Consider the following 26014-nt stretch of genomic DNA (forward strand, 5'->3'; position numbering starts at 1 on the left):
TAGGGTAGTGCTGTGAACTCAGGACGGCAGGAACTCGACGCACCCACCAAGCTCGTCGGCTTCGTCGTCGGGATCGCGTTCCTGTTCCTGGCGGCGCTGTTCGTCGGGGACAAGATCGGACCCGACGCCCAGGCGACCGCAGCCGCGTCACACACCGGTCACGACGCGCACGACGAGACGGCTGCGGCTGAGATGCCTGCCGGGCTCCAGGCCACCCAGGACGGCTACACCCTCGAGCTCGATCGATCCGTCGTCGAGTCCGGGCCGGACGTACCGGTCACCTTCACGATCAGCGAACCGGATGGGTCTGCGCTGACCGACTACGACGTCATGCACACCGAGGAGCTGCACCTCATCGTCGTTCGACGCGATCTGACGGATTTTCAACACGTACATCCGACGCGTGACGCGTCGGGAACATGGTCGACGGCTCTCGATCTCACCCGGCCCGGGCCCTACCGTCTGTTCGCCGACTTCACCCCGGCCGGCGGCGACAACATCACCCTGGGAGCGGAGCTGACCGTTCCCGGCGACTATCGACCGCAGCCCCTGAGTACGCAGCCCCCGAGTACACCGAATGTGACATCGAGGGTCGACGGTTACACCGTGACGCTCGCCGGTGCAGTGACTGCGGGCGAGAACTCGACCGTCTCTCTGACGATCGATCAGAACGGAAGCAAGGTCACCGATCTGGAGCCGTACCTCGGTGCCTACGGACATCTGGTGGCCCTCCGCGCCGATGACCTCGCCTACCTGCACGTCCACCCCGAGGACGGGCCGCCGGGGCCGACGGTCGACTTCACCGTCGACGCGCCGACTGCGGGAACATATGCGCTCTATCTGGACTTCCAGCACCAGGGCGTCGTCCACACAGCCGAATTCACCATCGAGGCACAGGAGGGTGGGGCATGAGCCAGGAAACGGAACTTCTCCTCGGCGGTATGACGTGTGCGTCGTGCGCCAACCGCATCGAACGCAAGCTCAACAAGCTCGACGGGGTGTCGGCGACGGTCAACTACGCCACCGAGAAGGCCCGCGTCACCAGTGACGGCGTGGCCACCGAGGACCTGATCGCAGCCGTCGAAGCTGCCGGCTACACCGCTTCCTTGCCGGCTGCCGAACCGGCGGACGAACCCCCGACCGATCCGCTGAAGCAGCGATTGATCGTCTCGGCAGTGCTCAGCGTGCCGGTGATCGCAATGGCTATGATTCCGGCGTTGCAGTTCACCAACTGGCAGTGGCTCTCGCTCACGCTGGCCGCTCCCGTCGTCGTATGGGGAGCCTGGCCCTTCCACCGCGCCGCCTGGACCAATCTGCGGCACGGCACCTCGACCATGGACACCCTCGTCAGCATGGGAACCCTTGCGGCCCTCGGATGGTCGCTGTACGCGCTGTTCTTCGGCACCGCAGGCACGCCCGGCATGACGCATCCGTTCGAGTTCACGATCGCGCGAACGGACGGGGCGAGCAACATCTACCTCGAGGCCGCGGCGGGCGTGACCACCTTCATCCTGGCCGGACGATGGTTCGAGAGCCGATCCAAGCGTCAGGCCGGGGCGGCGTTGCGCGCCCTGATGGACCTCGGAGCCAAGACCGTTGCTGTACTGAAAGACGGTAAGGAACAGCAGATTCCGATCGAACAGTTGGCCGTCGGCGATCTGTTCGTCGTTCGCCCGGGTGAGAAGATCGCCACCGACGGAACCGTCGACAACGGCTCCTCGGCCGTCGATCGGTCGATGCTGACCGGTGAATCCGTGCCGGAGGAAGTCGGCGTCGGCGACGCGGTGGTCGGTGCAACGGTGAACGTCGGCGGCCGAATCACGGTGCGGGCGAGCAGAGTCGGTGCCGATACCCAGTTGGCGCAGATGGCGAAAGCAGTCGAGGACGCGCAGACCGGTAAGGCGCAGGCGCAGCGTTTGGCCGATCGTATCTCCGGCATCTTCGTGCCGATCGTCATTGCGATCTCGGTCGCGACACTCGGATTCTGGCTCGGTGCAGGCAATTCCGCGGCAGGCGCGTTCACCGCTGCGGTCGCGGTGCTCATCATCGCGTGCCCGTGCGCGCTCGGCCTGGCCACACCCACCGCACTGATGGTCGGCACCGGACGGGCCGCGCAACTCGGAATCCTGATAAAGGGACCCGAGATCCTCGAATCCACCCGTCGCGTCGACACTGTCGTCCTGGACAAGACCGGCACCGTCACCACCGGTGAGATGACTCTGCAGTCGGTGCACGTGGCGGACGGCGAGGACGAGGACGTGGTCCGTGCCGTGGCGGCGGCGTTGGAAGCGGGTTCGGAGCACCCCATCGCTCGAGCCATCGCGAGTGCGACCGCATCGATGACCGTCGAGGAATTCACGAGCCTCGAGGGCCTCGGGGTGCAGGGTGTCGTGGACGGCCGTGCCGCAGTGATCGGCCGTCGCTCGCTGCTGGCCGACTGGTCGATGCCACTGCCGGCGGAGCTGGCCGATGCCTTCGAGACCGCCGAGAATCAGGGACGCACCGCCGTCGCGCTCGGCTGGGACGGGAGGGCTCGCGGAGTGCTTGTGATCTCCGACTCGGTGAAGCCGACCTCGAAGCAGGCCGTCGCGGAACTACGGGCACTCGGTCTGACTCCCGTCATGCTGACCGGCGACAACGAAGCCGCCGCCCGCACGATCGCCGCCGAGGTGGGAATCGATCAGGTCATCGCCGGCGTCCTGCCGACGGGCAAGGTCGATGCCGTCCGAGAACTGCAGGCGTCGGGCAAGGTCGTGGCGATGGTCGGCGACGGTATCAACGACGCGGCCGCGCTGGCCACGGCCGATCTGGGACTTGCGATGGGTACCGGCACCGACGTGGCGATCGAGGCCAGCGACCTGACGCTCGTGCGCGGTGACCTGCGGGCCGTCGGTGATGCCATTCGGCTCTCCCGACGCACGCTGAGCACCATCAAGGGCAACCTGTTCTGGGCGTTCGCCTACAACGTCGCTGCAATTCCGCTCGCCGCTGCGGGCCTGCTCAACCCCATGCTCGCCGGTGCCGCGATGGCGTTGTCCTCGGTGTTCGTGGTGAGCAACAGTCTCCGATTGCGCAGGTTCCGCTCCGCGATGTGACTCGTTGGTAGCAGCGAACGGCGCGCTAGTACAGGATGGAGACATGTCCGACGTACACGATGTCCCCATTCGCGACGAATCGATCAGATTGGGTCAGTTCCTCAAGCTCGCCAATCTCATCGAATCCGGTGCCGAGGCCAAGGGCGTCATCTCCGACGGTTTGGTGAGCGTCAACGGGGACGTGGATGTGCGGCGCGGACGGCAGTTGCAGCACGGTGATGTCGTATCGGTCCAGGGTGGGCCCTCGGCCCGCGTGAGCAAGGAAGAGGCACTGTGAAGGTCGGAAAGAGCGGACTGCCGCGAAACGAAGTTCCCGGGGCATTCGACGTCGGCGCGAAGGCGTACGACCGACTTGTCGGAGCGAACCCCGGTTACCACGAGCACCTGCTGAAGTCGGCCAAGCGGCTGCGGATCCCCGATCTCGGAGCCGGCCTGCGCTTGCTCGACATCGGTTGCGGTACCGGCGCATCCACTGCCGCGTTGCTCGAAGCCGCCCCGCACGCCGAGATCGTCGCCGCCGACGCATCCGCCGAAATGCTCGAGGTCGCTCGGAGCAAGGACTGGCCGTCGAACGTGACGTTCGTGCACTCACGCGTCGAGGATCTGGCGGTCAACGGGGTCGACGGTCCGTTCGACGCGATCCTGGCTGCATACCTCATCCGGAATGTCGACGAACCCGACACCGAGCTGAAATCGCTTCTGGCGCTGCTGCGTCCGGGCTCGACCATCGCGTTCCACGAGTACTCGGTACACGATTCGCTCCGCGCCAGGATCTCCTGGAACGTGGTGAGCTGGGGCATCATCATTCCGCTCGGCTGGCTCGCGACCCGTGACGCCACCCTGTACCGGCACCTGTGGCGCAGCGTCGTGACCTTCGACGGCGCGTCGGCCTTCATGCGGCGGATGCAGCGTGCGGGGTACACCGGCGTAGCGAGAGAAACGATGACCGGGTGGCAGAACGGTGTGGTGCACACGTTCCTCGGCTCTCGTCCCAGGGAGGAAGAGCGTTGACCGACTCCAAGAAGGTCACCCATGCTGCCGCGCAGGGATATTCGGATGCCGGTCAGCTGGCTGACGTCCCGCACGTGGTGGTGGTCGGCGGCGGTATCGCAGGCCTGAGCGCCGCGACAGCGCTGGCCGAGCGTGGTGTGAAGGTGCACCTGGTCGAGCGTGAGAGCTACCTCGGCGGCCGCGTCGGCGGGTGGGACACGACGCTGGAGGACGGATCGCCCGCGACCATGAGCCGCGGCTTCCATGCGTTCTTCCGGCAGTACTACAACCTGCGAAACCTGTTGCGTCGCACCGATCCGGACTTGGCCAGGCTGCGCCCGGTCGACGACTATCCGCTGATCGACGGTGACGGCCGGATCGACGGTTTCAAGGGCCTGCCCGATACGCCGCCGCTGAACGCGTTCGCCTTCGTCAAACGCAGTCCGACGTTCCGGTGGAAGGATCTCACCGATCTCAACGGTATTGCGGCTCTGCCGTTGATGACGGTGAGTGTGCCGAAGACCTTCGACGAGCTGGACACCACCCCGGCCGCAGAGTTTCTGCGCAACATCAACTTTCCCGAGGCCGCGCGGCACCTGGCGTTCGGCGTGTTCTCCCGCAGCTTCTTCGCCGATCCCGAGAAGATGTCCGCCGCCGAGCTGGCGATGATGTTCCACATCTACTTCCTCGGCTCCTCCGAGGGCCTGATCTTCGACGTTCCCCGTGACCCGTATCCACAGGCGCTGTGGGACCCGCTGGGGGAATACCTCACCGGACTCGGAGTCGACATCAGAACCTCCACACCGTGCGGTGAGATCACCCGCGGCGGCCTGCGAAAGTTCCGCGTCGACGCGGGCGGCATCATCGACGCCGACGCGGTGGTTCTTGCCACCGACATCGCCGGATTGCAGCGTGTGCTCGAGCAGTCATCCGAGCTCGGGACACCTGATTGGCGCAAACAGGTTGCAGCGCTGCAGAACACACCGCCGTTCCTGGTGCACCGCGTGTGGTTGAGCAAGGCCGTCAACGCGGACCGTCCCGCCTTCATCGGCACCGGAGGCATGCCCCCGATCGACAACATCAGCGTGCTCGAACGCTTCGAGGACGAGGCCGCGCAGTGGGCTGCCCGCACCGGCGGCTCCGTCGTCGAACTGCACGCCTACGCCGCCGAGGAATCCGAGGAGGTCACACGGGCGCAGCTGATGGATCGGATGTATCAGATCTATCCGGAAACCGCTGATGCGGAGGTGATTGCCGAGCGTTCCGAGTGGCGCGACGATTGCCCGATGTTCGGCCTCGGCGCGTTTGCCGAGCGTCCGACCGTCCGAACTCCGGAACCTGCTCTGGTACTTGCGGGCGACGGCATTCGTATCGATCTGCCGGTGGCGCTGATGGAACGCGCGGCCACTACCGGACTGCAGGCCGCGAACACACTGTTGGCGAGCTGGGGTATCACCGGACACGACATCGAAACAGTGCCGACCAGTGGACGATTCAAGATGTTCGACGCCATCGAGAGACTCATGAACAGGTGACTTCGGGCATGCGGATCGAGGTCGACGATCTGTCGCGTCCGGAGGTGCACGCGCTACTCAGCGAGCATCTCGAGGACATGCACGCCACCTCGCCTGCCAAGAGTGTGCACGCCCTCGATCTGTCGGGCCTACGTGGGCCTGGCGTCACCGTCTGGACCGCCTGGGAGGCGGACGCACTGCTGGGAATCGTTGCGCTGAAGAAGCTCTCACCTGATCACGGTGAGCTGAAGTCGATGCGGACCACCGGCGCGGCGCGAGGACAGGGTGTGGCATCGCGGCTGCTCGGCTTCGTATTGGACCAGGCTCGGGAGCGGGGCTACGTCAGGGTCAGCCTGGAGACGGGAACTCAGGACTACTTCGCCGCCGCCCGCAGATTGTATGTGCGACACGGATTCGTCGAGTGTCCGCCGTTCGCGGACTACGTGGTGGATCCGTCGAGCACGTTCTTTTCGTTGTCTCTGTAGATGTTCCGAGGAGAAGGGCCGGCACCGGTGTTCGGTGCCGGCCCTTCTCATCAGGCTGCGTGCTGTGTGTGCGGGTAGAGATCGTCGTCGAGAGGCACGGCTCGACACTGATCGAGCGCATCTGCCGCCGAGCATTCCCTCATGCTCGTCTCCACGCCCACCACCGTGCGCCACCACTGTTCACGGTCGGTCGATTCCGTCCACACCACCGCCTCGGACTGCATAGTGCATCACCCCAATGGTTTTCGTGATCTGTTCGCCGGAGTGTTCGGGATGTCGGTGTGTTCTCGGATCAGGTCGACTCGTGTGCGATGGACTTCTGTTCGGCGGCAATGTCGCCGTGTGCGATGTCGACCTTGCGCGGCTTCGCACGTTCTGCGAGGGGAATCGTGATCGACAGAACGCCGTTGTCGTACGACGCGGAGATGCGCTCGGTATCGACGCCGTCGCCCAGCGATACTTGGCGACGGAACGTGCCGGCGAATCGCTCCGAGGTGATCCACTGCACGCCAGTGCTTTCCGGAGCGGATCGGTGAGCGGTGAGCGTCAACGTACCGCGATCGACGTCGACATCGATCGATCCGGGGTCGACGCCGGGCAGATCGGCACTGAGCACGTAGTGGTCGTCGACTTTGTAGAGGTCCATCGGCATGAATCGCGGGGCGCGGTCCGAACCGGAAGAGGCACCCAGCATGGCCGAGGTGAGGGAATCGACATCACGGAACGGATCGAAACGAAGCACAGCAACCACCTCCTGTACCCAGATGCGCTCACCCCTGTGGCGAGTCGCTCCTCAACTGTGCAGAACAGAAATTAGCACTCTCAACCGTGGAGTGCCAAGAGGGATTCCGAAGGTTCTCAGAGATTTTTCAGATCCAATAGTGCTGTGCCGCAGTGGGGGTCATGATCGCACGAGCTCGTTCAGATACTTAGCTCTTGCGCTAAGTATTGCTGCAGCGATAGTGTGCCTTATGGCTCAGTATTCGACTGTTCTCGACGATGTGTTTCAGGCACTGGCCGACCCGACCCGGCGGGCAGTGTTGAGCCGGTTGGGATCCGGACCGGCCACAGTGGGCGAACTCGCCGAACCGTTCGACATGACTCTGCCGTCGTTCATGAAACACATTCACCTGCTCGAGCGCAGTGGCTGGATTCGCACGCGCAAGGTGGGCCGGGTGCGTGCGTGCACGATCGAGCGAACCAATCTGGATGCAGCCGGACACTGGCTGCAGGAACAACGCGCCGTCTGGGAATCCCGGACGGACCGCCTCGAAGACTTCGTCACCCGGACCTCGAACGAAAGTGAACCGCAATGACATCGATCGATCCTGCTACGGACTTGACCATCTCCCGCGTCATCAGGGCTCCACGGGCAGCAGTGTGGAGTGCGTGGACGGACCCGTCGAAGTTCGAGAAGTGGTGGATTCCCGCACCGGCACTGTGTCGTGTCGATGCCTGGGATCCGAAGCCCGGAGGAGCATTCCGCACACTGATCAGTGAATCCGGCGGTGCCTACGAACCACACATGGACGGCTGCTTTCTCGCCGTCGACGACGGTGAGCGCATCGTCTTCACCAACTCGCTCGTCGAGGGTTGGCGGCCGGCACCCCAGTTGTTCATGACCGCGGTGATCACCCTCTCCGACCACCCCGATGGAACCGAGTACCACGCCCACGTGATGCACCGCAACGAAGAAGACCGAAAGATGCACGAGGAGTACGGCTTCCACGACGGCTGGGGCACCGTCATCGCACAACTCGCCGAGTTCGTCGAGGGTCAGGCGCGGCCCTGCGAACGCAACTCGTAGCGTCGCTCGGCGTAGTCGAGGTCGTCCTTCCACAGCCGTGCAGCGGTGAAGTTCATCGCCGGCCGCAACAGACCGGATACCTTGCGTGCCATCTGGAATCCCGGACGATCCGAACTGGCGATCGTAGCCTCGATGACGGCGGTACGCGGGGTGCCATCGGGCGCGGGCGCCAGCGGCGTCGCATGCGTTTCGACGACGCTGCCCGCTCCTTCGCCGTCGAGAATGCGCATGACGATCGTGCGGGGACCGGGGCAGACGAACTCGGCCCGCACCGGAACTCCGACGCCACGGCTGACACGGAAGGTCACGTCGACGAGGAAGCGATCGTCCTCGTCGGGCACATCGATGTCGGTGGGCGCGCTGACGACCTTCAGTCTCGCGAACGAGTACGGGTGGAACCACGCACCGTGCCAGGGGTCGAGTCGATTGGCGATGATGTCGTCGGGCTCGCACTTGCCGACGAGTGTGACCACTCCGGCGATGGCAGTCGAGGCCGGCGGGCGGATCGGGACCACGGGGACGGGCGTCGGCTCCTCACCGCCGAGCTCGTCGAGACGAACCCACACCAGAACCCCGTCGTCGAATGCGGGAACCGGACGCCAACCGGGCTTGCCCTTCGGCCCGAGCGCAAGACCGTGCCAGCGGCAGACCAACGTGTCGCATTCGATCTTCGCGGTGTCCAACGCGGCACCGAGATGCGGACATGCGCCCGGCCCGATGTGCACCTTGCCTGCCGAGTCACGCCACGCGACCAGTTCGGTGGTGCCCACATATCGACCGAACGGCTTGTCGGCCTTGACGTCGCGACTGGCCGCGAACACGAACCAATTGCCCGAGGTCCGCGTCTTCGCACGCTTCAAAGCAGACTCGATGACCTGCGGATTCGCACCCTTCCAGGTGGGCTCCTGCTTGGCCCACGACTCCGACGGCAGCGGCTGCAACGGCATCGTCTTCGGCCAACGTCGTCGTACTGCATCCAGCGCGGTCATTGCTGCTCCCAAAGTCGACAATCGATTCCCGTGTTCTTTCACCATTGTTCCCGTTCGTGGGTACTCAATGTGACATCTGGTGGCCTTTTCGGGGGTCAATGTCACATCGAGTGGACTCGGGGAGCGGTTGCGGGAGGGTGTCGGCGGAGGGAAATGGTGGACGCTCAGGCCGTTGGGTTCGCGGTATCGACCACTTGCCGACGCCATTTGCCGAATGATCGGGGCGAGGACACTGCGAGTACGGCGACCGGGTGATTGTCGTGTCGGTAGAGCGCGACGAAGGGGCCGGTGGCGGGGTCGCCTTCCACGATTTCGGCGACGCAGTGGGGTCCGTGATGTCCGGCGAATTGGATTCGTGCGGCGTATTGGTCCGACCACACGTACGGCAGTCCGGTGAATCTCTTGGACCCACCGGTGAGGAGCGCCTCGACGGCGACGGCCGGTCGGGTGGCGGCGGAGGTCCAGTGTTCGTCGCGTCGAATCACCCCCGCGGCATCTCGCACCGCAGCGCAGTCGCCGACGGCAAGCACGGCCGGGTTCGAGGTGATGCCGCGCTGATCGGTCACCACCCCGCCGCAGATCTCCAGTTCGGATCCGTCGAGCCAGCCGACATTGGGCACCGAGCCCACTCCGAGCACGACCACGTCGGACTCGATCGTCGAACCGTCCGCCAATTCCACCGCACGCACCCGACCCGCCTCGACGACGAATCCGGCCACCGATACCCCGGTCAGTAGTGCCGCACCGGCGTTCCGATGCCAGCCGGCGATGAGTGAACCCAACTCACCACCGAACACGCGGGCAAGCGGGGTTTCCGACGCCTCGACCACCGTCACCGATGCGCCCAATCGAAGTGCCGTCGAGGCCACTTCGCTGCCGATGAATCCGGCACCGACCACCGTGACTCGAACTCCGGGCACCAACGAACTCCGCAGAGCCAACGCATCGTCGAGGCTGCGGAGCACATGAATCCCGTCGACGCCGATGGTCCCCGGCAGGCGGATGGCGGATGCACCCGTCGCGATCACCACGGCATCCGCCGTCACATCGCCGGAGACGGTGGATACCGTCGTTCCCGACAGACCCGTCGCCGCGCATCCGAGGCGCCAGTCGAGATCGAGGTCGTCGACGTCCAGCGATACGGCCGATTCGTCGCCGAGCAGAAAAGCCTTGGACAACGGGGGACGGTCGTACGGCTGGTGCACTTCGTCGCCGATCATCGTGATGCGACCGTCGAAACCCTGATCACGCAGGGCCCGGGCCGCGGCGACGCCGGCGAGTGAGGCACCGACCACCGTCACCGATTTCACGGGGTGACCGCGATGCGGATGACCCCGTCCTCGACGTGTACGGCGTGCGTTCGCACGGGAATCTTGGCGGGCGCGCCGAGTGCAGCACCGGTGCGGAGATCGAAACATGCTGTGTGCAAGGGGCATTCGACGGCGCAGCCTTCGACCCAGCCCTCGGACAGTGAGGCGTCCTGGTGGGTGCAGGTGTCGTCGATGGCGAAGAACTCACCCTCGACGTTGAAGATCGCGATCGGCGGTGCCCCGGCCGGGGTGATGCGCAGGGCCTCCCCGTCGGGGAGATCCTCGGCGCGACCGACGTCGAGCAGGACGCGGGTGGAGAACGTTGCGGTCATGGTCGGGCCTCCGGGGACCTGAGGGTGTGCAGTGCTCGTGTTGTACCCAGCGTGAGATCACCCCGTTGCGGCGATGGAACGCTCGAGTTTCGATCGTGTGAATCTGTTGCGCTATACGAAGTGCAGTTCGTATTGTGCAACTAAATCAACTCGACGTACACCCCCTAGGAGCGTGTCATGTCCTCGAGCATCCCGAGGGTTGTGATCGTCGGTGCCGGAATCGTCGGCTGCAGCCTCGCCGACGAACTCACCGCGCGCGGCTGGACCGACGTCACAGTCCTGGACAAGGGCCCGCTACCGCTCACCGGCGGTTCCACCTCGCATGCGCCGGGCCTGGTGTTCGCCACCAACTCCTCCCGATCGATGTCGCGATTCGCGGCCTACACGGCGTCGAAGTTCAAGAAGGTCGGCTGCTTCCTCGACGTCGGCGGACTGGAAGTGGCCACGACGCCGGAGCGGGTCGACGAGCTGCATCGACGCCACGGCTTCGCGTCGTCCTGGGGACTGACGTCGGAAGTGGTGGACGCCGAGCGATGCCTCGAGCTCTACCCCTTGCTCGACGGCAGCCGAGTCCTCGCCGGTCTGTTCACACCGGACGACGGGTTGGCAAAGGCAGTAGAGGCCAGCAGGGTGCAGGCCGAGCGAGCCACCGCCATCGGTGCGCGCTTCATCGGCGGCATGGAGGTCACATCGATAGACCAGAGCAACGGCCGAGTGACGGCTGTGCGCGCGGGCGAGCACACGTTCGACGCCGACATCGTGGTCTGCTGTGCCGGGTTCTGGGGGCCGGAGCTCGGTGACCTCCTCGGCATGCAGGTACCCCTGCAGCCGCTGGCGCATCAGTACGCACACACCACGGCACTGGACCTGCCCTCGCGTCGAGCCGGAACCGAGGCCACGCTGCCCATCCTCCGGCATCAGGACGAGCGGTTGTACTACCGCGAGCACGGCGACCATCTCGGCATCGGCTCGTACCACCATCGACCGATGCCCGTCGATTCGCGCGACCTCGGATCGAGCGAGAACGTGACCGCCGAGATCATGCCGTCGTCGATGCCCTTCACCGAGACCGATTTTGCCGACGCCTGGCAGCGCAGCACCGAGCTGATTCCCACGCTCGGAGACGCGAAGATAGAACACGCGTTCAACGGCATCTTCTCCTTCACCCCGGACGGAGCGCCGATCGTCGGCGAATCCCGAGAAGTCCAGGGACTGTGGGTATCCGAGGCGATCTGGGTGACGCATTCTGCCGGAGTCGCGAAGTCGCTCGCCGAGCAGATGATCACCGGGCACAGCGAGATCGACATGCACGAGTGCGATCTGTACCGATTCGAGAAGACCGACCTGGTGCCGTCCAACGTCGCGCGGACGAGTGCGCAGAACTTCGTCGAGGTCTACGACATCATTCACCCGCTTCAGCCGAGAGTGGAACCACGACCACTGCGCGTGAGCCCGTTCTACGGTCGCCAGCAGGAACTCGGCGCGATGTTTCTCGACGGGGCCGGCTGGGAGCGACCGCACTGGTACGAGTCCAACAGCGCTCTGCTCGAACAACTTCCGGAACAGTGGCAGGCACCCAAGCGCGAGCCGTGGTCGGCGCAGTTCTGGTCACCGATCAGCGCCGTCGAGGCCTGGCGCACTCGCGAGGCGGTCGCGATGTACGACATGACGCCGCTACGACGCCTCGAGGTCGGCGGACCCGGTGCACTCGCGCTGCTGCAGAAGTTGACGACCAACCAGCTCGACAAGAAGGTCGGCAGCGTCACCTATGCTCTGATGCTCGACGCGACCGGCGGCATCCGGAGCGACGTGACCGTGGCGCGGGTGGCCGTGGATCGTTTCCAGGTGGGAGTGAACGGCCCGCTCGACGAGGACTGGATGCTCCGTCATGCCGGTAGCGATGTCTACGTTCGCGATATCACCGGTGCCACAGCCTGTATCGGACTCTGGGGGCCACTGGCCCGAGAGGTGCTGGCACCCCTCACCTCGGCCGACATCTCGCATACGGGTCTGAAGTATTTCAACGGCCGAGCGATTGCTGTGGGCGGAGTCGACGTCCTGGCGCTGCGACTGTCCTATGTGGGCGAGCTCGGCTGGGAGCTCTACACCGACGCCGATACCGCACTGCGCCTGTGGGACACGCTGTGGGAGGCAGGGCAGGCGCACGGCGTCGTGGCCGCAGGACGGAGTGCGTTCAACAGCCTCCGGCTCGAGAAGGGCTACCGATCCTGGGGCACCGACATGACCACCGAACACGATCCGTATCAGGCGGGTCTCGGGTTCGCGGTGCGAAAAGCGAAGGGCGACTTCATCGGAGCTTCGGCGCTGCAGGAAGGACGCGGCGGACCGGTGTTGACCTGCCTGACGTTGGACGACCCGTCGCACGTGGTGATGGGCAAGGAACCGGTGTTGATCGACGGCACCGTGGCTGGCTACGTCACCAGCGCCGCCTACGGCTACACGATCGGCAAGACGGTGGCCTACGCCTGGCTACCGGCAGGGCTGCAACCCGGCGATCACGTTGCAGTGCAGTATTTCCGTGACCTACTACCCGCGACGGTCATGGCCGAACCGCTGGTGGATCCCGACATGAACAAGATCAGGTGTTGATATGACGTATGACGTGATTGTTCTCGGTATCGGCGGAATGGGCAGTGCCGCCGCCTGTCACCTCGCCCGACGCGGACAGCGGGTGCTGGGTATCGACCAGTTCGGTCCCGCGCATGCGCTGGGATCGAGTCACGGTGGCTCCCGCATCTACCGGCAGTCGTACTTCGAGGACCCGGCCTACGTACCGTTGCTCCTGCGCGCGTACGAACTGTGGCACGACCTCGCCTCGGACAGTGGGCAGGACGTGTTCACCGAAACCGGTGGTCTCTATGTGGGAAGGCCGGACGGGCTCACGTTCGGCGGTAGCCTGCGTGCCTCGGAGCAGTGGGGTCTGAAGCACGACGTACTCGACCCCACCGAGGCGCAGCGGCGCTTCCCGACGGTCCGACTGCAGCCCGACGAGTTCGCCCTCTTCGAGGAGAAGGCGGGAATTGCGCGACCCGAGACGACGGTTGCCGCACATCTCGATCTGGCCGAGGCGGCCGGTGCCGAACTGCGATACGACGAGAAGGTACTCGGCTGGGAATCGTCCGACTCGTCGGTGACCGTCACGACGGTCGCCGGCACGTACACCGCTGGTGCACTGGTCATCTCACCGGGAGCGTGGGCACCGAAGCTGCTGGCCGAGATCGGCGTACCGATGGTGGTCGAACGGCAGGTGATGCACTGGATCACCCCGGAGTCGGGCGAAGCGGCCTTCGACAGCTCGCACCACCCCGTGTACATCTGCGGGGACGGGCCCGATCAGATCTACGGCTTTCCGGCCATCGACGGCGACGGCGGTGGCGTGAAGATCTCGTTCTTCCGCGCCGGAACGCCGTGCGATCCCGACACCATCGATCGCACAGTGCATCCCGAGGAGATCGCGCGGCTGCAGCAGCGCATCGTCACCACGTTTCCGGCGCTGTCCGGACCGCATCAGGATGCGAAGACCTGCATGTACACCACGACGCCGGACGAGCACTTCGTTGTCGCCAAGCATCCGGATCACGCGAATGTGACAGTGGCGTGCGGCTTCTCGGGGCACGGCTTCAAATTCGTCCCCGTCATCGGCGAAGTCCTCGCCGACCTCGCGATCGACGGGGCGACGAAGCATCCCATCGCGCTCTTCGACCCGGCGAGATGCGCGGTGTCGGCATGACCATGGTCGATCCCGAACTGCAGCCGACTCTGCTTCCGACGCTGGGAGGTGAAACCTACGTCGATCCCGCATATTTCGTCCGCGAGCAGGATCGGATATTCGAGCAGATGTGGTTCTGCGCCATCAGGTCGGACGACATCGTCGAGCCGGGCAACTTCCGGACGGTTCAGATCGGGCGAGAGTCGGTTCTGATCAGTCGCAATCGAAAGGGCGGTGTGACCGCATTCTTCAACATCTGCCGTCATCGCGGCGCGACACTGTGCACCGAGGCGTCGGGAACGGTGCGTCGAAACTTCCAATGTCCCTATCACGCATGGACGTACGATCTCGACGGGAAGCTGATCGCAGCTCCTAACCTGATCGATATGCCGATGATCGATCGGGTGGAGTACGGGCTGCGGAAGGTGCACGTCCGGGAATGGCTCGGCTACGTCTGGGTGTGCGTCGCCGAGGATGCGCCGTCGTTCGAGGACACGGTGCAGGGTGATGTTCGCGAACGGCTCGGCGGTGTGGGTGCCATCGACTCGTACGATATGGACTCGCTCGCCCTGGGGCGTCGGATCGTCTACGACGTCAAGGCCAACTGGAAGCTCATCGTCGAGAACTTCATGGAGTGCTATCACTGCGCAACGATTCACCCCGAGCTCACCGAGGTGCTGCCGGAGTTCGCCGACGGCATGGCAGCGCAGACGTACGTGGGCCACGGTGCCGAGTTCGGCAGCGACATAGCCGGTTTCACGGTCGACGGCTCCCACGGGTTCGACGCCCTCGACGGTGTGAGCGAGGACCGTGATCGACGATACTACGCGATCACGATTCGGCCGACGGTGTTCGTCAACCTCGTCCCCGATCACGTGATCATCCATCGCATGTTCCCGATGGCCGTGGATCGCACTGTCGTCGAATGCGATTGGCTGTATGCGCCCGGGGTGGTCGCCGATCCGACCAACGCGGCAACGATGGACAAGTCGGTGGAGCTGTTCCATCGCGTCAACGAGCAGGATTTCGAGGCGTGCGAGCGGTGTCAGCCGGCGATGTCGTCACGGATGTATCGCGACGGCGGGGTGCTGGTGCCGGCCGAGCATCACATCAGGGTGTTCCATGACTGGGTCGGATCACGCGTGGCCGGACCAACCCAATAGCGTCGAGACACGCTGTGCTGCTTCGAGAACCGAGGATCCAGCAGCGGTGAGACGGTCCTCGTCGAGGCGGTAGGCGGGACCGGAGACAGTGATGGCACCCACTGCTGTTCCGTCGTAGCTGATGATGGTGGCCGCTGTCGCGTTGAGCCCGATTTCCAACTCCTCGCGCGCATAGGCGATCCCGGTGGCACGGACCGTCTCGATCTCGTCGAGCAGATCGGCCTTGGTGGTGATGGTGTTCGCGGTGAACAGTTCGAGATGACCGTCGACGCCGGCTTTGAGGAGCGAGTCGTCGTACGCCATCAGGGCTTTCCCACTCGACGTCGCGTGCAGAGCCGACCTCTCGCCGAGCCAGTTGTGACTGATGATCGACGAGCCGCCCCGCACCTGATCGATGTTGACGGTCACGTTGCCGTCGGGCACAGCGATGTTGACGGTCTCGCCGATGGTGTCGGCGAGTTCCTGCAGGATCGGTCGGGCGATGCGGGTGATGTCGAGTTGAGCGGATACGGACGTGGCGAGGCGGATCAGGCCGATGCCCAGGCGATACTTGCCGCGTTCACCCGGTTGTTCGACGAGTCGGCGAAATTCCAGTGCGCTGAGCAGGCGAAAGGCCGTGGACTTGTGTACCTCGAGGTGCGCCGCAACGTCTTGAACCCCGGATTCGCCGTGGTCGGCCAGGTATTCGAGCACCTCGATCGCACGGTCGACGGACTGGACAGGGGACTCGGACACCAACCCAGTCTTGCAGACTCAGCTGACGCCGACCCATCGAAGTCCCGCAGTAGTGGCAGCCGCGGCGAGAACGATGACGACGAACGGCGCTCGTCGCCAGGCAAGTACGGCGGCAACGGCGACTCCTGCGGGCAACGCGAATCCGGCGAAGTCCTTGCCCACGAGGAGGGTCGATGTGGCGACCAGTGCCACGAAGATGACGGCGACGGCAGTGGTCATGACCCTGTCGATCCGGGGTGAGATGGCGACTCGGGTTCTCAGTGCCGGGCCGGCGATGCGGAGCGCGTAGGTGCCGATGACCAGTGCGAGCAGGGGAATCGTGAGGTTCATGCGGATTCCTTCTGTGCAACACGAGCATTGGAGAGCATGACCGGTACGACGGCGACCAGTGCCAAGAGCACGGGTAGTCCGCTGGGCAGGAACATCGAGGCGACGAGCGCAATGCATGCTCCGACGAGGGCTGCGTTGCGGGTGGCCCGGTCTCGGAGCGCGGGCATGATCAGTCCCAGCAGGATCGCAGGGAATGCGGCATCGAGACCGAGTGCGGCGGTATCCGTGATTGCCCCGCCGCCGAGCGTGCCGATCACGACGCCGATGTTCCAAGTGGCGAACAGTCCGATCCCGCACAGCCAGAACGCTGTTCGACGGCTGCCCTCGTCCTTTTCGGCAACGCTGAAGGCCACTGCCTCGTCGGTGATGAGGTGAGTTCCGATTAGTCGCTTCAACGGAGAGACGTTGCGAAACACCTCACCGATGGAGAAGCCGAGCGGAACCAGTCGGATGTTGGCGAGCAACGCGCTGGCGACGGCGGCAACGGGATTGCCGCCTGCCGCCAGAATGCCGACGAAAATGAATTGGGACGACCCGGCGAAGACCACCAGTGACATCACGATCGGCAGCCACAGGGGCAGACCCGCTGCCACCGAGATGGCACCGAACGAAGCCCCGACCAGAGCGTCGGCCAGGCAGACCAACGCGATGTCGCGGATGTTGACCCCGTGCAGGGTTCGCCATGTCGAACGCATGGTCGTTATAGTGGACGATGTTAGGCTGTTCGTCAAATCAAACGAACGTACCGATGGAGTGAACGAATGGCGGATACCGGTCCACCGATCGCGGCGATAGCTGCCGCTCTCCAGCAGGAACGGCGGCGCGTGGGACTTTCGCTCGCAGAAGTTGCGCGTCGTGCAGGGATTGCGAAATCGACTCTGTCGCAGCTTGAATCGGGTACCGGGAACCCGAGCCTCGAAACTCTCTGGGCGCTCAGTGTCACCCTGGACGTGCCGTTCTCCAGGTTGGTCGAGCCCGCGAAGCAGTCGGTCCGCCTGATTCGTGCGGGTGAGGGTCCGAGATTCGCGTCGGACAGGGCGGACTACACGGCGACGCTGTTGGCGTCGTCTCCACCGAACGCTCGGCGGGACATCTATCTGATCAGCGCCGACGTCGGTGAACCGAGGCGCTCGGACCCACACTCGCCGAATGTCGTCGAGCATGTGGTGCTCAGCGCGGGACGGGCGATGGTGGGCCCGATGGGGGAGGCCGTCGAACTGGTACCGGGCGACTACGTTGCCTACCCCGGCGACGTGCCGCACATCTTCGAGGCCCTGGAGTCGAACACCATGGCAGTGATGATCACCGAACACAGCTGACGTAGGGGGAATAGTCGGCGGGCATGCCTCGTTGGACTCTTTCGACGGCGTTCGCTTGGCAAGCCCCGGGCCTCACCCCATTTGTCGCTTCGAGCGACCACTCGCCGAGAGGCGTTTGCAGCGGACGTCGTCCCTACTTTTGTCCGCGGATCGAAAGGGACAGGATTCATGGCAGCGAAGACGTGGTTCATCACCGGCACATCCAAGGGATTCGGACGCGAATGGGCCATCGCAGCCCTCGAACGCGGAGATCGGGTGGCAGCAACCGCTCGCAACACCGACACGCTGAAGGACCTCGTCGAGCAGTACGGCGACGCAATTTTGCCGATCGAACTCGACGTGAACGATCGAGCGGCGGACTTCGCGGCTGTGCAGCAGGCCCACGAGACGTTCGGGTCGCTCGACATCGTGATCAACAACGCCGGATACGGCCAGTTCGGCATGATCGAGGAGCTCTCCGAGGAAGACGCTCGCGCGCAGATCGAGACCAACGTCTTCGGTGCGCTGTGGGTGACCCAGGCCGCACTGCCGTTCATGCGTGCGCAGGGCAGCGGCCACATTCTGCAGGTGTCGTCCATCGGCGGCATTTCCGCGTTCCCGAACGTCGGTGCGTACCACGCCTCCAAATGGGCCCTGGAGGGATTCAGCCAGGCATTGGCGCAGGAGGTCGAAGACTTCGGCATTCACGTCACGCTGATCGAGCCGGGCGGATTCTCCACCGACTGGTCCGGCCCGTCTGCGAAGAAGTCCACCGACATCGCCGCATACGACCCGATTCGGGACAAGGCCACGAAGCTGCGCAGCGCCCGGCAGGCGACTCCTGGTGATCCGAGTGCAACGCGGTCGGCTCTGCTGAAGGTCGTCGACGCCGAGAAGCCGCCGCTGCGAGTCTTTTTCGGCGAGGCTCCGCTGGAGATCGCGACGAAGGACTACGAATCGCGACTCGCGAGCTGGCGCGAATGGCAGCCCGTGGCCGTCGAGGCACACGGAGGCTGATCAGGCCGCACCTGAACCGTCTGGTTCGGTTGGAGCCACCCCTTTCGCGTTGCGTTGCGGTCGATCAGTTCTCCGGAGTCGGCGCAGTGATGTTCGCCGACGTCCGCTCATCGGTGTCGGACGTCTCTTGAAAGTAGCGACGGAAAAGCATTTGCATCGATTCGATGACGTCGATGTGCTGCTGAAGAATGATGTCGAGAGAGCGATCTGTGCCGGTGGCCAGGCGTAGAAACCGGTTACCCAGATCCTGGGCGGACTTCAAGTTGCCCCATTCTTGGAATTCACCCAGCTGGGTCGCTTTGCGCTTCATATCACTGAGATGCGCGAGGTAGGCGGCACAGGCTGCATCACATTTGCTCGCCACGTCCGGCGGAATGGTGATCGTGCCCGCATCGGCCTGAGCATTGAGGTTTTGCCAGTGTGCAATGAGGTTGGGCTGTGATTCCGTCACGTCGTTGGCATCCTTCGATCGGTAGGCACTAGGTCGGCAGTTCGGAATCGAGCGCGGAGACTATGGCGTTGAGTTCCGTGCACGGGTCGTATGGAGGGTTGCGGACCGTTGCGTCCGTGATGATGGTGGCCCTGAGCAGCAGGGCCCCCGCGGCGAAGGCAACGCCGCAATTGAGGGAGGCATCAGCACCGACCTGCTGGTACTGGGTGGCGTTACGAGTGCCCACTCGAACAGGAGAGAGCCGGTCGAAGGCGCTCGGATCGTCGATGTAGTCGATGTCCTTCAATCCAGCAAATATTGAAAAGTAATACATGTTGTTCGGCGGCTGGTTCTCCCATCCACAGATTTTGAATCCGTACTGATCGCGTCCGAATATCCCCGATTCCTTGGTCTCGGCGTTCAATCCCGCTCGCACGATGGCCTCGTCGGGGATGGTGCAGGGATCCCATGGCGTCGTGGGTGCTGCGATGGTGGTGCTGGTCGCGGTCGGAGTCGCGTCGTCCCCTGTAGCGCTCGCACAGCCCGTGAGCAGCATAAGTATCGCCATTGCCGGGAGCCATCGACGTGCCCTGTGCATCGCTGTCGTCCATTCCTCGAGAACACCTATGTTCTTGGACGCAGTTCCGCCTCGTCCGGTTCCCGAGACGGTCGAATTCACGCCCCTCGTGGGGATTCGCACCGCGTCCAGGGGGTGCGGATTCCCACGAGGGGCGTAGATCGGCGGTACTCGAGCCCGATCGCCCGATGGGCCGCCATCGTAGGTGCGTCACTGTGCGGCGTCGGTGAGACAGCCTCAGCGGCTGCATGATCGAACGGATGCGACCGGATTCGACTCCACGATCCCTGCGTCAGACTGTGTCACAGTCGCTTTCGCGCTTGCAGACGCTCCACGAGTCCGAGGTTGAATCTTTCGATGTCCTCGACCGTGAAGGCGTCGTCGCCGACAAGTGCGAGCGATGGGCGTCGCAGGAAGTGCTCACCGCCCACGGGGATGCTCACCAGTTCGACCAGGCGCTGGAGCCATCGAACGACCCGCAAGGACGAGGGGACGTGGTCGGCCAGCAGAAGGGTTCCGCCGGGCCGCAGCACTCGTGTCATTTCCGCGAGAGCGACGTCGGGTGAGGGGATCGCGCACAGGGAGAAGGTGCAGACGACGGTGTCGAACGATGCGTCGGGGAACTCCAGTCCATGCGCATTGCCGAGCATCAGATTGGCATCGGGCATCATCGACTCTGCACGAGTTCGACCGCGCGCCAGCATGTCCGGGCTCAGTTCGATCCCGGTCAAGGCCGTCCGCTCCGGATAGTGGTCGAGGTTGAGGCCGGTTCCCACCGCGATCTCGAGCACCTCCCCGGTGGCTCGAGAGCAGATCCAGGATCGGGTGTCTCGAAACAGAACGCGGTCGAGAAAGTTCATGTGCTTGTCGTAGTGGACCGACTGTTTGTCCCAGTATCGCTGCCACCTGTCATGTCGTCGATTCATGGCTTCGCGCACGGTGTCGATTGCTCCATGCCCAATCGTCGCATCACAAGACTCGCCGGACACCATCCCACTGCCGAGTAGAACACGAGGTTTCCGCCGACGAACGCCGTCAGTGCTTGCCATCGACGGTCGTGTAGTCGGGTGAGCGCGAGGCTCGCGAGCACCACGGTGCCTGCCAATGCCGGTACTGCGCGATCGATACTCGGGCGGACGGATCCTGCAGCACATGACATGAAGAGATGCTCGATTCTCTGAGTGAACGGTGTTGTTCATGTATACCCCAGGGGGTACGAGTTCGGGTGTCATTGATACCCCCGGGGGTACCGTGCTACCGTTCGGTCACCGCCCCCGACCTTTAAGGACACACAGTGAGTTCTACGGACGTTCGAACCGACGAGAGTTCTGCAGACAGCTCGCCGCCAGGGATCAGCGGGGGGCCGTTGGCGCGCTTCGGTGCGCGCATGGCAGGCAATTTCAAGTGGGTGGTCACCGCGTGGCTCGTGGTCATCATCGGATTGGGAGCGTTTGCCCCGTCGGTGTTCGGCTCTCTCGCCGGTGCCGGTTGGCAATCCAACGGATCGGAGTCGGTCCAGGTTCGCGAACTCGCACAGGAGCACTTCGGCGGCAACTCTTCTGCCGCAATACAGGTGGTCGTGCACTCGGACACCGAGCAGGTGACGGCTCCCGCTGTCGCGGCTGTCATTTCCGAGGTCACCGACATACTGGCCGCTGACTCGCGGATTTCCGAGGTGATCCCCCCGCAACCGGGGATGTCGATCAGTCCCGACGGGCACACCGGAATCCTCATCGGTGGAGCGAACGGGACGACCGACGAGATGGTGAAGGCCGTCGACGATCTGAAGGGCGACTTGACCGCAGCCTCCACGGACTCGATCGAGGTCTACCCGACCGGAGCATCGGCGCTGTGGAGTGACTTCAACAAGGCCAACCACGACGCGATGATCAAGGCCGAGATCATCTCCTGGCCCGTCACATTGGCGATCATGGTGCTCGCGTTCGGATCCCTCGTCGCGGCAGGCCTGCCCCTGCTGTTGACGCTGGCCGGTCTGGTCGCATCCGCGGGTGGCTTGGTCCTGCTGAACGAGATCACACCGATCTCGGTGTGGGCCATGAACTTTGCGATGATGTTCGCGCTGGCGCTCGGTATCGACTACGCGCTCTTCCTCGTCGTTCGATTCCGGGATGCGCTCCGAAAGACCATCGACGCCGGACGGATCGACCCGCAGCGTGCAGTGGCAGAAACGATGGACACGGCAGGCAAAGCAGTCCTGCTGTCGGGTCTGACCGTGCTGATCAGCTTGTCTGCCGTGCTTCTGGTACCGGCACCTGCGGTACGCACGATGGCCGTGGGCATCATGCTCGCGGTGGTGTTCGTGCTCGCGGCCACCCTGACACTGCTCCCCGCAGTTCTGGGCAAGCTCGGAGCCAAGGTCAATGCCGGCTCCCTCCCGTACGCGAAGCGGCAGGTGCACCGCTCGCCGAAATTCGCGTCCTGGGGTCAGCTGCTGCACAAGCATCCGTGGCCGTTCGCCATCGGCTCGCTGTTGATTCTGGTGGCGCTGTCGATTCCGGCTCTGGGTCTCAAGGTCGCCATGCCGTCCATTTCGGTTGTGCCCGAGGACGCTCCGGTTCGGCAGGGCTACGAACTGGTGCAGGCACAGATGGGTGAAGGTGCACCAGGCATGCTGCAGATCATCGCCCCCACATCGGAGGCGGAGCAGACCGCGCAGATCGCAGCGGGCGTCGACGGCGTATCGATGGTGACGCCGCCCATGCCCGCCATGGACGGATCCGACTTCGTCATGCTGCAGGCCATCCCGAACGTGGACCCGTCGGACCCCGCACTCGAGACCACACTCGACGCCTTGCGCGCCGAGCTGCCCGAGGGAGCGATCGTCGGCGGTGCACCGGCGGAGAACCTGGACCTGCAGACAGCGTTGAACGAGTATCTGCCGATCGTGGTGTCGGTGATCCTCGTGCTCGGATTCCTGCTGCTGCTGATCGCGCTGCAGGCGCCGCTGATCGCCCTGCTGGGGACCGTGGTCAGCCTGCTGTCCACCGGAGCGGCATTCGGTGTGGCGAAGCTGATCTTCCAGGACGGTCACGGCTCGTCGCTGCTCGGATTCACGCCGCAGGGATTCCTGAACGGTTGGGGCCCGGTGTTCTTCTTCGCGATGATCTTCGCAATCGCGATGGACTACACGGTGTTTCTGCTGTCGAGCGTCAAGGAACACTACGAGAACACCGGTGATCCGCACGGTTCTCAGATCGACGGAATGGCGCATTCGGGACGGGTGATCTTCGCGGCGGCAGCGGTGATGATCGCGGTGTTCTTCTCGTTCGCGCTCGCTGAACCACTGCCACCCAAGGAGATGGGAATCATTCTGGGTGTCGCCGTATTGCTGGACGCGATTCTCATCCGCTTGGTTCTGCTGCCGGTGTTGTTGCGCTTGACCGGCCACGCCGCATGGTGGTCACCCGCATGGTTGCGTGCGGTACTCCCCAAGATCGGCTTCTCGCACAGCTGAGTGTCACCGATCCAAGCAACACAGTGGTGGCCGAGGCCGTCCGGCTTCGGCCACCACGACCACTCTTACCCCTAGGGGTAAACTGGAGTTTCATCGAACGAAGGACTGAACGACATGACCGGTGACACCGAAAGCATCGCATTGGTATTGAACCGTCTGCGGCGTGCGCAGGGTCAGCTTGCAGGGGTGATCGCCATGATCGAGAGCGGTCGTGACTGCAAGGATGTCGTCACCCAGCTGGCCGCGGTGTCGAAGGCTCTCGACCGGGCAGGCTTCAAGATCGTCGCCACCGGACTCCGTGAGTGCATTACGGGAGCGGAGACAGGCGAGAAGATGAGCGAAGCGGAACTCGAGAAACTGTTTCTCGCCCTCGCCTGAGAATCTTCTGCCCACCCCGCAATGGAACGGGGTGGGCAGGACTATTTTCTGGAGAACATGCGGGACAGAAACCCTGGAGACGGCGGATCGGCGTCGTGACCCTTGCATCGATTCGACGAGGGAACGCCCCGCATCACCTGGTCGATGTGCTGGCCGCACCCTGCCCACGTCGTCTTTCCGCACTTCTTGCACGTGACGGCTCTGCACATGATTTCTCCTCTGTCACTCGAACACCTGACTCCACTATACCCAAGGGGGTATAGCGGTCAGGTCGAGTGGTGGTTCACACGACGGCGCTGTCGCCGCCCAACGTCATGATTGCCGCCTGCAGCAGCGCAGTGGCCTCATCGGCCACGTCGGCAAGCCCGGAGGCATCGGACAATCCGACCATGACCTGCGGATTCATCGCCTCCACGATCGTGCTGCCTCCGTCGGCTCGGACGACGACGTTGCAGGGCAGCAGCAACCCGACCTGCCGATCCGTGTCGATCGCTCCCTTCGCCAACCGCGGATTGCAGGCACCGAGGATGACATAGCGTTCGATGTCGGCGTCGATCTTCGACTTCAACGTGGCCTGCATGTCGATTTCGGTGAGGATGCCGAAACCTTGTTCGGACAGCGCTTTTCGAGTGGCGTCCACAGTGTCCTCGAACGTGGTGTTCACTCGCGTGCTGATGGCCAATTCGGTCATGATGTTCCGATCCTTCGGTTGTCGAGGGTGACAATGCCGAGCATACCCGCATGGGTATCGCACAGCCGGCGAGATGTCGCGTATCCCGCTGACAGACCGGCGTCGATTTGGCATGGTGGAGGTATGCAGCGGCGCGTGGGCGAGAGTTGGTCCGCGGGACCGGTCTCAGTGTTTTGGGTCGCTCCGCGGGCTCCGCTCTCAGGGGTAACCCCTGGGTACATCACGAGAATCGATCACTGCGTCCGAAGCAGGTCCGCACGCTTCGCGTGCACGGCTGCTCCGAGGACGAAAGATTTCGGTCGCCCCGCGCCGTTGCATGTCACAGCGCTTCACCTGAGCGACAGCCGTCCATGACCGAACGCGAATTGTCCCCACGGGCCGCTGCGACACTGGCTCGGTTGGCGGCTGATGCCGAGTGGACGCGATCAGGCCTCGAGGTCGCGTTCGCGCGTCTCACGCCTGAGAAGGCGTCGTGGTTGGCCGATCGCATCATCAATCTGTATCCGAGCCCGCCGTTCGACGAGGCATCGATATTCGTTCTGCTGCGCGATCTCCCGTTCATCTCGGAGCCTTCGAGGTCTTCGCAGCGACCGCAAGTGCGTACCGGCCGCAAACCCTGGCGATTCGAGGTGCCGCGCTACGAAACGACCGGTCAGCTCGCTCGTTCCCTCGACCTGACGATTTCCGAAATAGAATGGTTCGCCGATCTGCAGGGCAGACTCCGAACCGCACCGTTCCCGTTGCAGCACTATCGGTCTGCGCGACTCGACAAGCGGCAGGGAATCCGCCTGCTGGAGGTTCCGAAACCACGACTGCGCGAGATCCAGCGAAAGATACTGCGCCGCATCCTCGACCGAATACCGGCGCATCCGGCGGCGCACGGCTTTCGAAGGGCGCGCAGCCCGCGAACATTTGCGATGCCCCACGCCGAGCGCGACGTGGTGATCTCCGTGGATCTCCGACGCTTCTTCCCGTCCATCGGCTTCGATCGAGTGGTCGCGATCTTCGAGGCGGTCGGCTACCCACGGAGGGTCGCGGCAAATCTCGCGGCACTGTGTACGACGGTCACCCCGGCCGGCGAGTTGATCGGGATGGACCGTCCCACCGCAGCGAGGCTTCGTGCGACACATCTGCCGCAGGGTGCGCCCACGTCTCCTGCGTTGGCCAATCTCGCTGCACGACAACTCGATATCAGAGCCAGCGGACTGGCCCGATCTGTTGGAGCCCGCTATAGCCGATACGCAGACGACCTGGCGTTCTCCGGCGGTGCGGATATCGACGTCGACAGGCTGCTGTGGCTGACCTCCCAGATCGCCCACGACGAGGGCTTCACGATCCATCCGGACAAGACCAGGGTCCGACGCGCGCATCAGAGACAACAGCTCACCGGACTCGTCGTCAACTCGTGGCCGGCAGTGCCCCGAGAAGAGTACGACAATCTCCGGGCACTGCTGCACAACTGCATCACCGCCGGCGTTGCCGAACAGAACCGAAACGACCACAACGACTTTCGGGCCCACGTCTACGGACGCATCGCGCGCATCGGCGAGACCAACGAGACGCGACGAGCAAAGCTGCTGAGTATGGCGTCGCAGGTGACCTGGGACTGACCTGCGAATCAGCTCCTCGGATTCGGATTCCAGCCTCCGATCGCAGGCGGAAATCCAG

29 protein-coding genes are annotated in these 26014 nt (G+C 64.1%); 16 read left to right on the top strand and 13 right to left on the bottom strand.

Going from position 1 to position 26014, the window contains the following annotated elements:
* Positions 1-12 precede the first annotated feature (12 nt).
* The 6 genes from AB0362_RS22905 to AB0362_RS22930 are packed head-to-tail and all read left to right on the top strand — an operon-like array spanning position 13 to position 6084.
* Entirely contained in the window at positions 13-912 is a 900-nt protein-coding gene (locus tag AB0362_RS22905; protein ID WP_317809166.1) for a hypothetical protein, read from the top strand.
* Positions 909-3095, top strand: a complete 2187-nt coding sequence (locus AB0362_RS22910) for a heavy metal translocating P-type ATPase (protein WP_317809167.1) — start codon at positions 909-911, stop codon at positions 3093-3095. Before AB0362_RS22905 ends, AB0362_RS22910 begins: the two co-directional genes overlap by 4 nt.
* A 43-nt stretch (positions 3096-3138) precedes the next feature.
* Entirely contained in the window at positions 3139-3372 is a 234-nt protein-coding gene (locus AB0362_RS22915) for an RNA-binding S4 domain-containing protein (RefSeq protein ID WP_317809168.1), read from the top strand.
* Positions 3369-4106 (top strand): class I SAM-dependent methyltransferase, encoded by a 738-nt coding sequence (locus AB0362_RS22920; RefSeq protein WP_094638467.1) that lies wholly within the window; start codon positions 3369-3371, stop codon positions 4104-4106. The genes AB0362_RS22915 and AB0362_RS22920 overlap by 4 nt, the downstream gene beginning before the upstream one ends.
* Complete coding sequence (locus tag AB0362_RS22925; RefSeq protein WP_317809169.1) at positions 4103-5620, top strand: NAD(P)/FAD-dependent oxidoreductase; 1518 nt, start codon at positions 4103-4105, stop codon at positions 5618-5620. The genes AB0362_RS22920 and AB0362_RS22925 overlap by 4 nt, the downstream gene beginning before the upstream one ends.
* A gap of 8 nt (positions 5621-5628) precedes the next feature.
* On the top strand, positions 5629-6084 hold the full coding sequence (locus tag AB0362_RS22930; RefSeq protein ID WP_317809170.1) for a GNAT family N-acetyltransferase: 456 nt from the start codon (positions 5629-5631) through the stop codon (positions 6082-6084).
* A gap of 50 nt (positions 6085-6134) precedes the next feature.
* On the opposite strand, the gene AB0362_RS22935 is transcribed toward AB0362_RS22930, so the two are convergent.
* Positions 6135-6308, bottom strand: coding sequence for a hypothetical protein (locus AB0362_RS22935; protein WP_317809171.1), 174 nt, complete (start codon positions 6306-6308; stop codon positions 6135-6137).
* Positions 6309-6376: 68 nt separating this feature from the next.
* Positions 6377-6826: an Hsp20/alpha crystallin family protein gene (locus AB0362_RS22940; RefSeq protein WP_269595807.1), complete on the bottom strand. Its 450-nt coding sequence runs from the start codon at positions 6824-6826 to the stop codon at positions 6377-6379.
* Between the two features lie 229 nt (positions 6827-7055).
* On the opposite strand from AB0362_RS22940, the gene AB0362_RS22945 reads away from it, so the two are divergent.
* Together AB0362_RS22945 and AB0362_RS22950 are read left to right on the top strand one after the other, a co-directional pair.
* Positions 7056-7400, top strand: coding sequence for a metalloregulator ArsR/SmtB family transcription factor (locus AB0362_RS22945; protein ID WP_094670403.1), 345 nt, complete (start codon positions 7056-7058; stop codon positions 7398-7400).
* Entirely contained in the window at positions 7397-7891 is a 495-nt protein-coding gene (locus tag AB0362_RS22950; protein WP_269595806.1) for an SRPBCC family protein, read from the top strand. The genes AB0362_RS22945 and AB0362_RS22950 overlap by 4 nt, the downstream gene beginning before the upstream one ends.
* On the opposite strand, the gene AB0362_RS22955 is transcribed toward AB0362_RS22950, so the two are convergent.
* From AB0362_RS22955 to AB0362_RS22965, 3 genes are all read right to left on the bottom strand, one after another.
* Positions 7861-8880: a DUF5914 domain-containing protein gene (locus AB0362_RS22955; RefSeq protein ID WP_317809173.1), complete on the bottom strand. Its 1020-nt coding sequence runs from the start codon at positions 8878-8880 to the stop codon at positions 7861-7863. The two genes, AB0362_RS22950 and AB0362_RS22955, sit on opposite strands and share 31 nt — an antisense overlap.
* Before the next feature lie 164 nt (positions 8881-9044).
* Entirely contained in the window at positions 9045-10190 is a 1146-nt protein-coding gene (locus AB0362_RS22960; RefSeq protein WP_317809174.1) for an FAD-dependent oxidoreductase, read from the bottom strand.
* Complete coding sequence (locus AB0362_RS22965; RefSeq protein ID WP_317801975.1) at positions 10187-10522, bottom strand: bifunctional 3-phenylpropionate/cinnamic acid dioxygenase ferredoxin subunit; 336 nt, start codon at positions 10520-10522, stop codon at positions 10187-10189. Before AB0362_RS22965 ends, AB0362_RS22960 begins: the two co-directional genes overlap by 4 nt.
* Positions 10523-10699: 177 nt before the next feature.
* On the opposite strand from AB0362_RS22965, the gene AB0362_RS22970 reads away from it, so the two are divergent.
* From AB0362_RS22970 to AB0362_RS22980, 3 genes are read left to right on the top strand one after another with little or no spacing between them, the layout of a single operon-like run.
* Positions 10700-13132 carry an FAD-dependent oxidoreductase gene (locus AB0362_RS22970; RefSeq protein WP_317809176.1) on the top strand — a complete coding sequence of 811 codons (2433 nt, stop codon included), beginning with the start codon at positions 10700-10702 and terminating at the stop codon, positions 13130-13132.
* A gap of 1 nt (position 13133) precedes the next feature.
* Positions 13134-14273, top strand: coding sequence for an N-methyl-L-tryptophan oxidase (gene solA / locus AB0362_RS22975; RefSeq protein WP_317809178.1), 1140 nt, complete (start codon positions 13134-13136; stop codon positions 14271-14273).
* Positions 14270-15415: an aromatic ring-hydroxylating dioxygenase subunit alpha gene (locus AB0362_RS22980; protein ID WP_317548818.1), complete on the top strand. Its 1146-nt coding sequence runs from the start codon at positions 14270-14272 to the stop codon at positions 15413-15415. Before solA ends, AB0362_RS22980 begins: the two co-directional genes overlap by 4 nt.
* On the opposite strand, the gene AB0362_RS22985 is transcribed toward AB0362_RS22980, so the two are convergent.
* Genes AB0362_RS22985 through AB0362_RS22995 form a run of 3 tightly spaced genes read right to left on the bottom strand, consistent with a single transcriptional unit; the run spans position 15389 to position 17175 of the window.
* Positions 15389-16150, bottom strand: coding sequence for an IclR family transcriptional regulator (locus AB0362_RS22985; RefSeq protein ID WP_149407641.1), 762 nt, complete (start codon positions 16148-16150; stop codon positions 15389-15391). The two genes, AB0362_RS22980 and AB0362_RS22985, sit on opposite strands and share 27 nt — an antisense overlap.
* Positions 16151-16168: 18 nt before the next feature.
* Positions 16169-16480, bottom strand: a complete 312-nt coding sequence (locus AB0362_RS22990) for an AzlD domain-containing protein (RefSeq protein WP_149407642.1) — start codon at positions 16478-16480, stop codon at positions 16169-16171.
* Positions 16477-17175: an AzlC family ABC transporter permease gene (locus tag AB0362_RS22995; RefSeq protein ID WP_317809181.1), complete on the bottom strand. Its 699-nt coding sequence runs from the start codon at positions 17173-17175 to the stop codon at positions 16477-16479. The genes AB0362_RS22990 and AB0362_RS22995 overlap by 4 nt, the downstream gene beginning before the upstream one ends.
* Before the next feature lie 66 nt (positions 17176-17241).
* On the opposite strand from AB0362_RS22995, the gene AB0362_RS23000 reads away from it, so the two are divergent.
* Both AB0362_RS23000 and AB0362_RS23005 read left to right on the top strand, forming a co-directional pair.
* Positions 17242-17799, top strand: coding sequence for an XRE family transcriptional regulator (locus tag AB0362_RS23000; protein ID WP_317809182.1), 558 nt, complete (start codon positions 17242-17244; stop codon positions 17797-17799).
* Positions 17800-17967: 168 nt separating this feature from the next.
* Positions 17968-18795, top strand: coding sequence for an SDR family oxidoreductase (locus tag AB0362_RS23005; RefSeq protein ID WP_149407644.1), 828 nt, complete (start codon positions 17968-17970; stop codon positions 18793-18795).
* Between the two features lie 64 nt (positions 18796-18859).
* On the opposite strand, the gene AB0362_RS23010 is transcribed toward AB0362_RS23005, so the two are convergent.
* From AB0362_RS23010 to AB0362_RS23025, 4 genes are all read right to left on the bottom strand, one after another.
* Entirely contained in the window at positions 18860-19246 is a 387-nt protein-coding gene (locus tag AB0362_RS23010; protein WP_317809183.1) for a hypothetical protein, read from the bottom strand.
* 28 nt (positions 19247-19274) lie between these two features.
* Entirely contained in the window at positions 19275-19793 is a 519-nt protein-coding gene (locus tag AB0362_RS23015) for a DUF3558 family protein (RefSeq protein ID WP_317809185.1), read from the bottom strand.
* Positions 19794-20104: 311 nt separating this feature from the next.
* Positions 20105-20728, bottom strand: a complete 624-nt coding sequence (locus AB0362_RS23020) for a class I SAM-dependent methyltransferase (protein WP_317809186.1) — start codon at positions 20726-20728, stop codon at positions 20105-20107.
* Complete coding sequence (locus AB0362_RS23025; RefSeq protein WP_068045302.1) at positions 20725-20961, bottom strand: DUF2892 domain-containing protein; 237 nt, start codon at positions 20959-20961, stop codon at positions 20725-20727. Before AB0362_RS23025 ends, AB0362_RS23020 begins: the two co-directional genes overlap by 4 nt.
* A 135-nt stretch (positions 20962-21096) precedes the next feature.
* On the opposite strand from AB0362_RS23025, the gene AB0362_RS23030 reads away from it, so the two are divergent.
* Entirely contained in the window at positions 21097-23277 is a 2181-nt protein-coding gene (locus tag AB0362_RS23030; protein WP_317809188.1) for an MMPL family transporter, read from the top strand.
* A 114-nt stretch (positions 23278-23391) separates the two neighbouring features.
* A complete protein-coding gene (locus AB0362_RS23035) occupies positions 23392-23655 on the top strand; it encodes a metal-sensitive transcriptional regulator (RefSeq protein ID WP_011331580.1) in 264 nt (87 codons plus the stop codon).
* 283 nt (positions 23656-23938) lie between these two features.
* Here AB0362_RS23035 and AB0362_RS23040 read toward each other — a convergent pair whose 3' ends face one another.
* Entirely contained in the window at positions 23939-24346 is a 408-nt protein-coding gene (locus tag AB0362_RS23040) for a DUF302 domain-containing protein (RefSeq protein WP_068045290.1), read from the bottom strand.
* Positions 24347-24696: 350 nt separating this feature from the next.
* Between AB0362_RS23040 and AB0362_RS23045 the strand changes: the two genes are divergently transcribed.
* Positions 24697-25956, top strand: coding sequence for a reverse transcriptase family protein (locus AB0362_RS23045; protein ID WP_317809190.1), 1260 nt, complete (start codon positions 24697-24699; stop codon positions 25954-25956).
* Positions 25957-26014 lie beyond the last annotated feature (58 nt).

It is taken from the genome of Rhodococcus sp. NPDC079359, assembly GCF_040702585.1.
GTDB lineage: Bacteria > Actinomycetota > Actinomycetes > Mycobacteriales > Mycobacteriaceae > Rhodococcoides.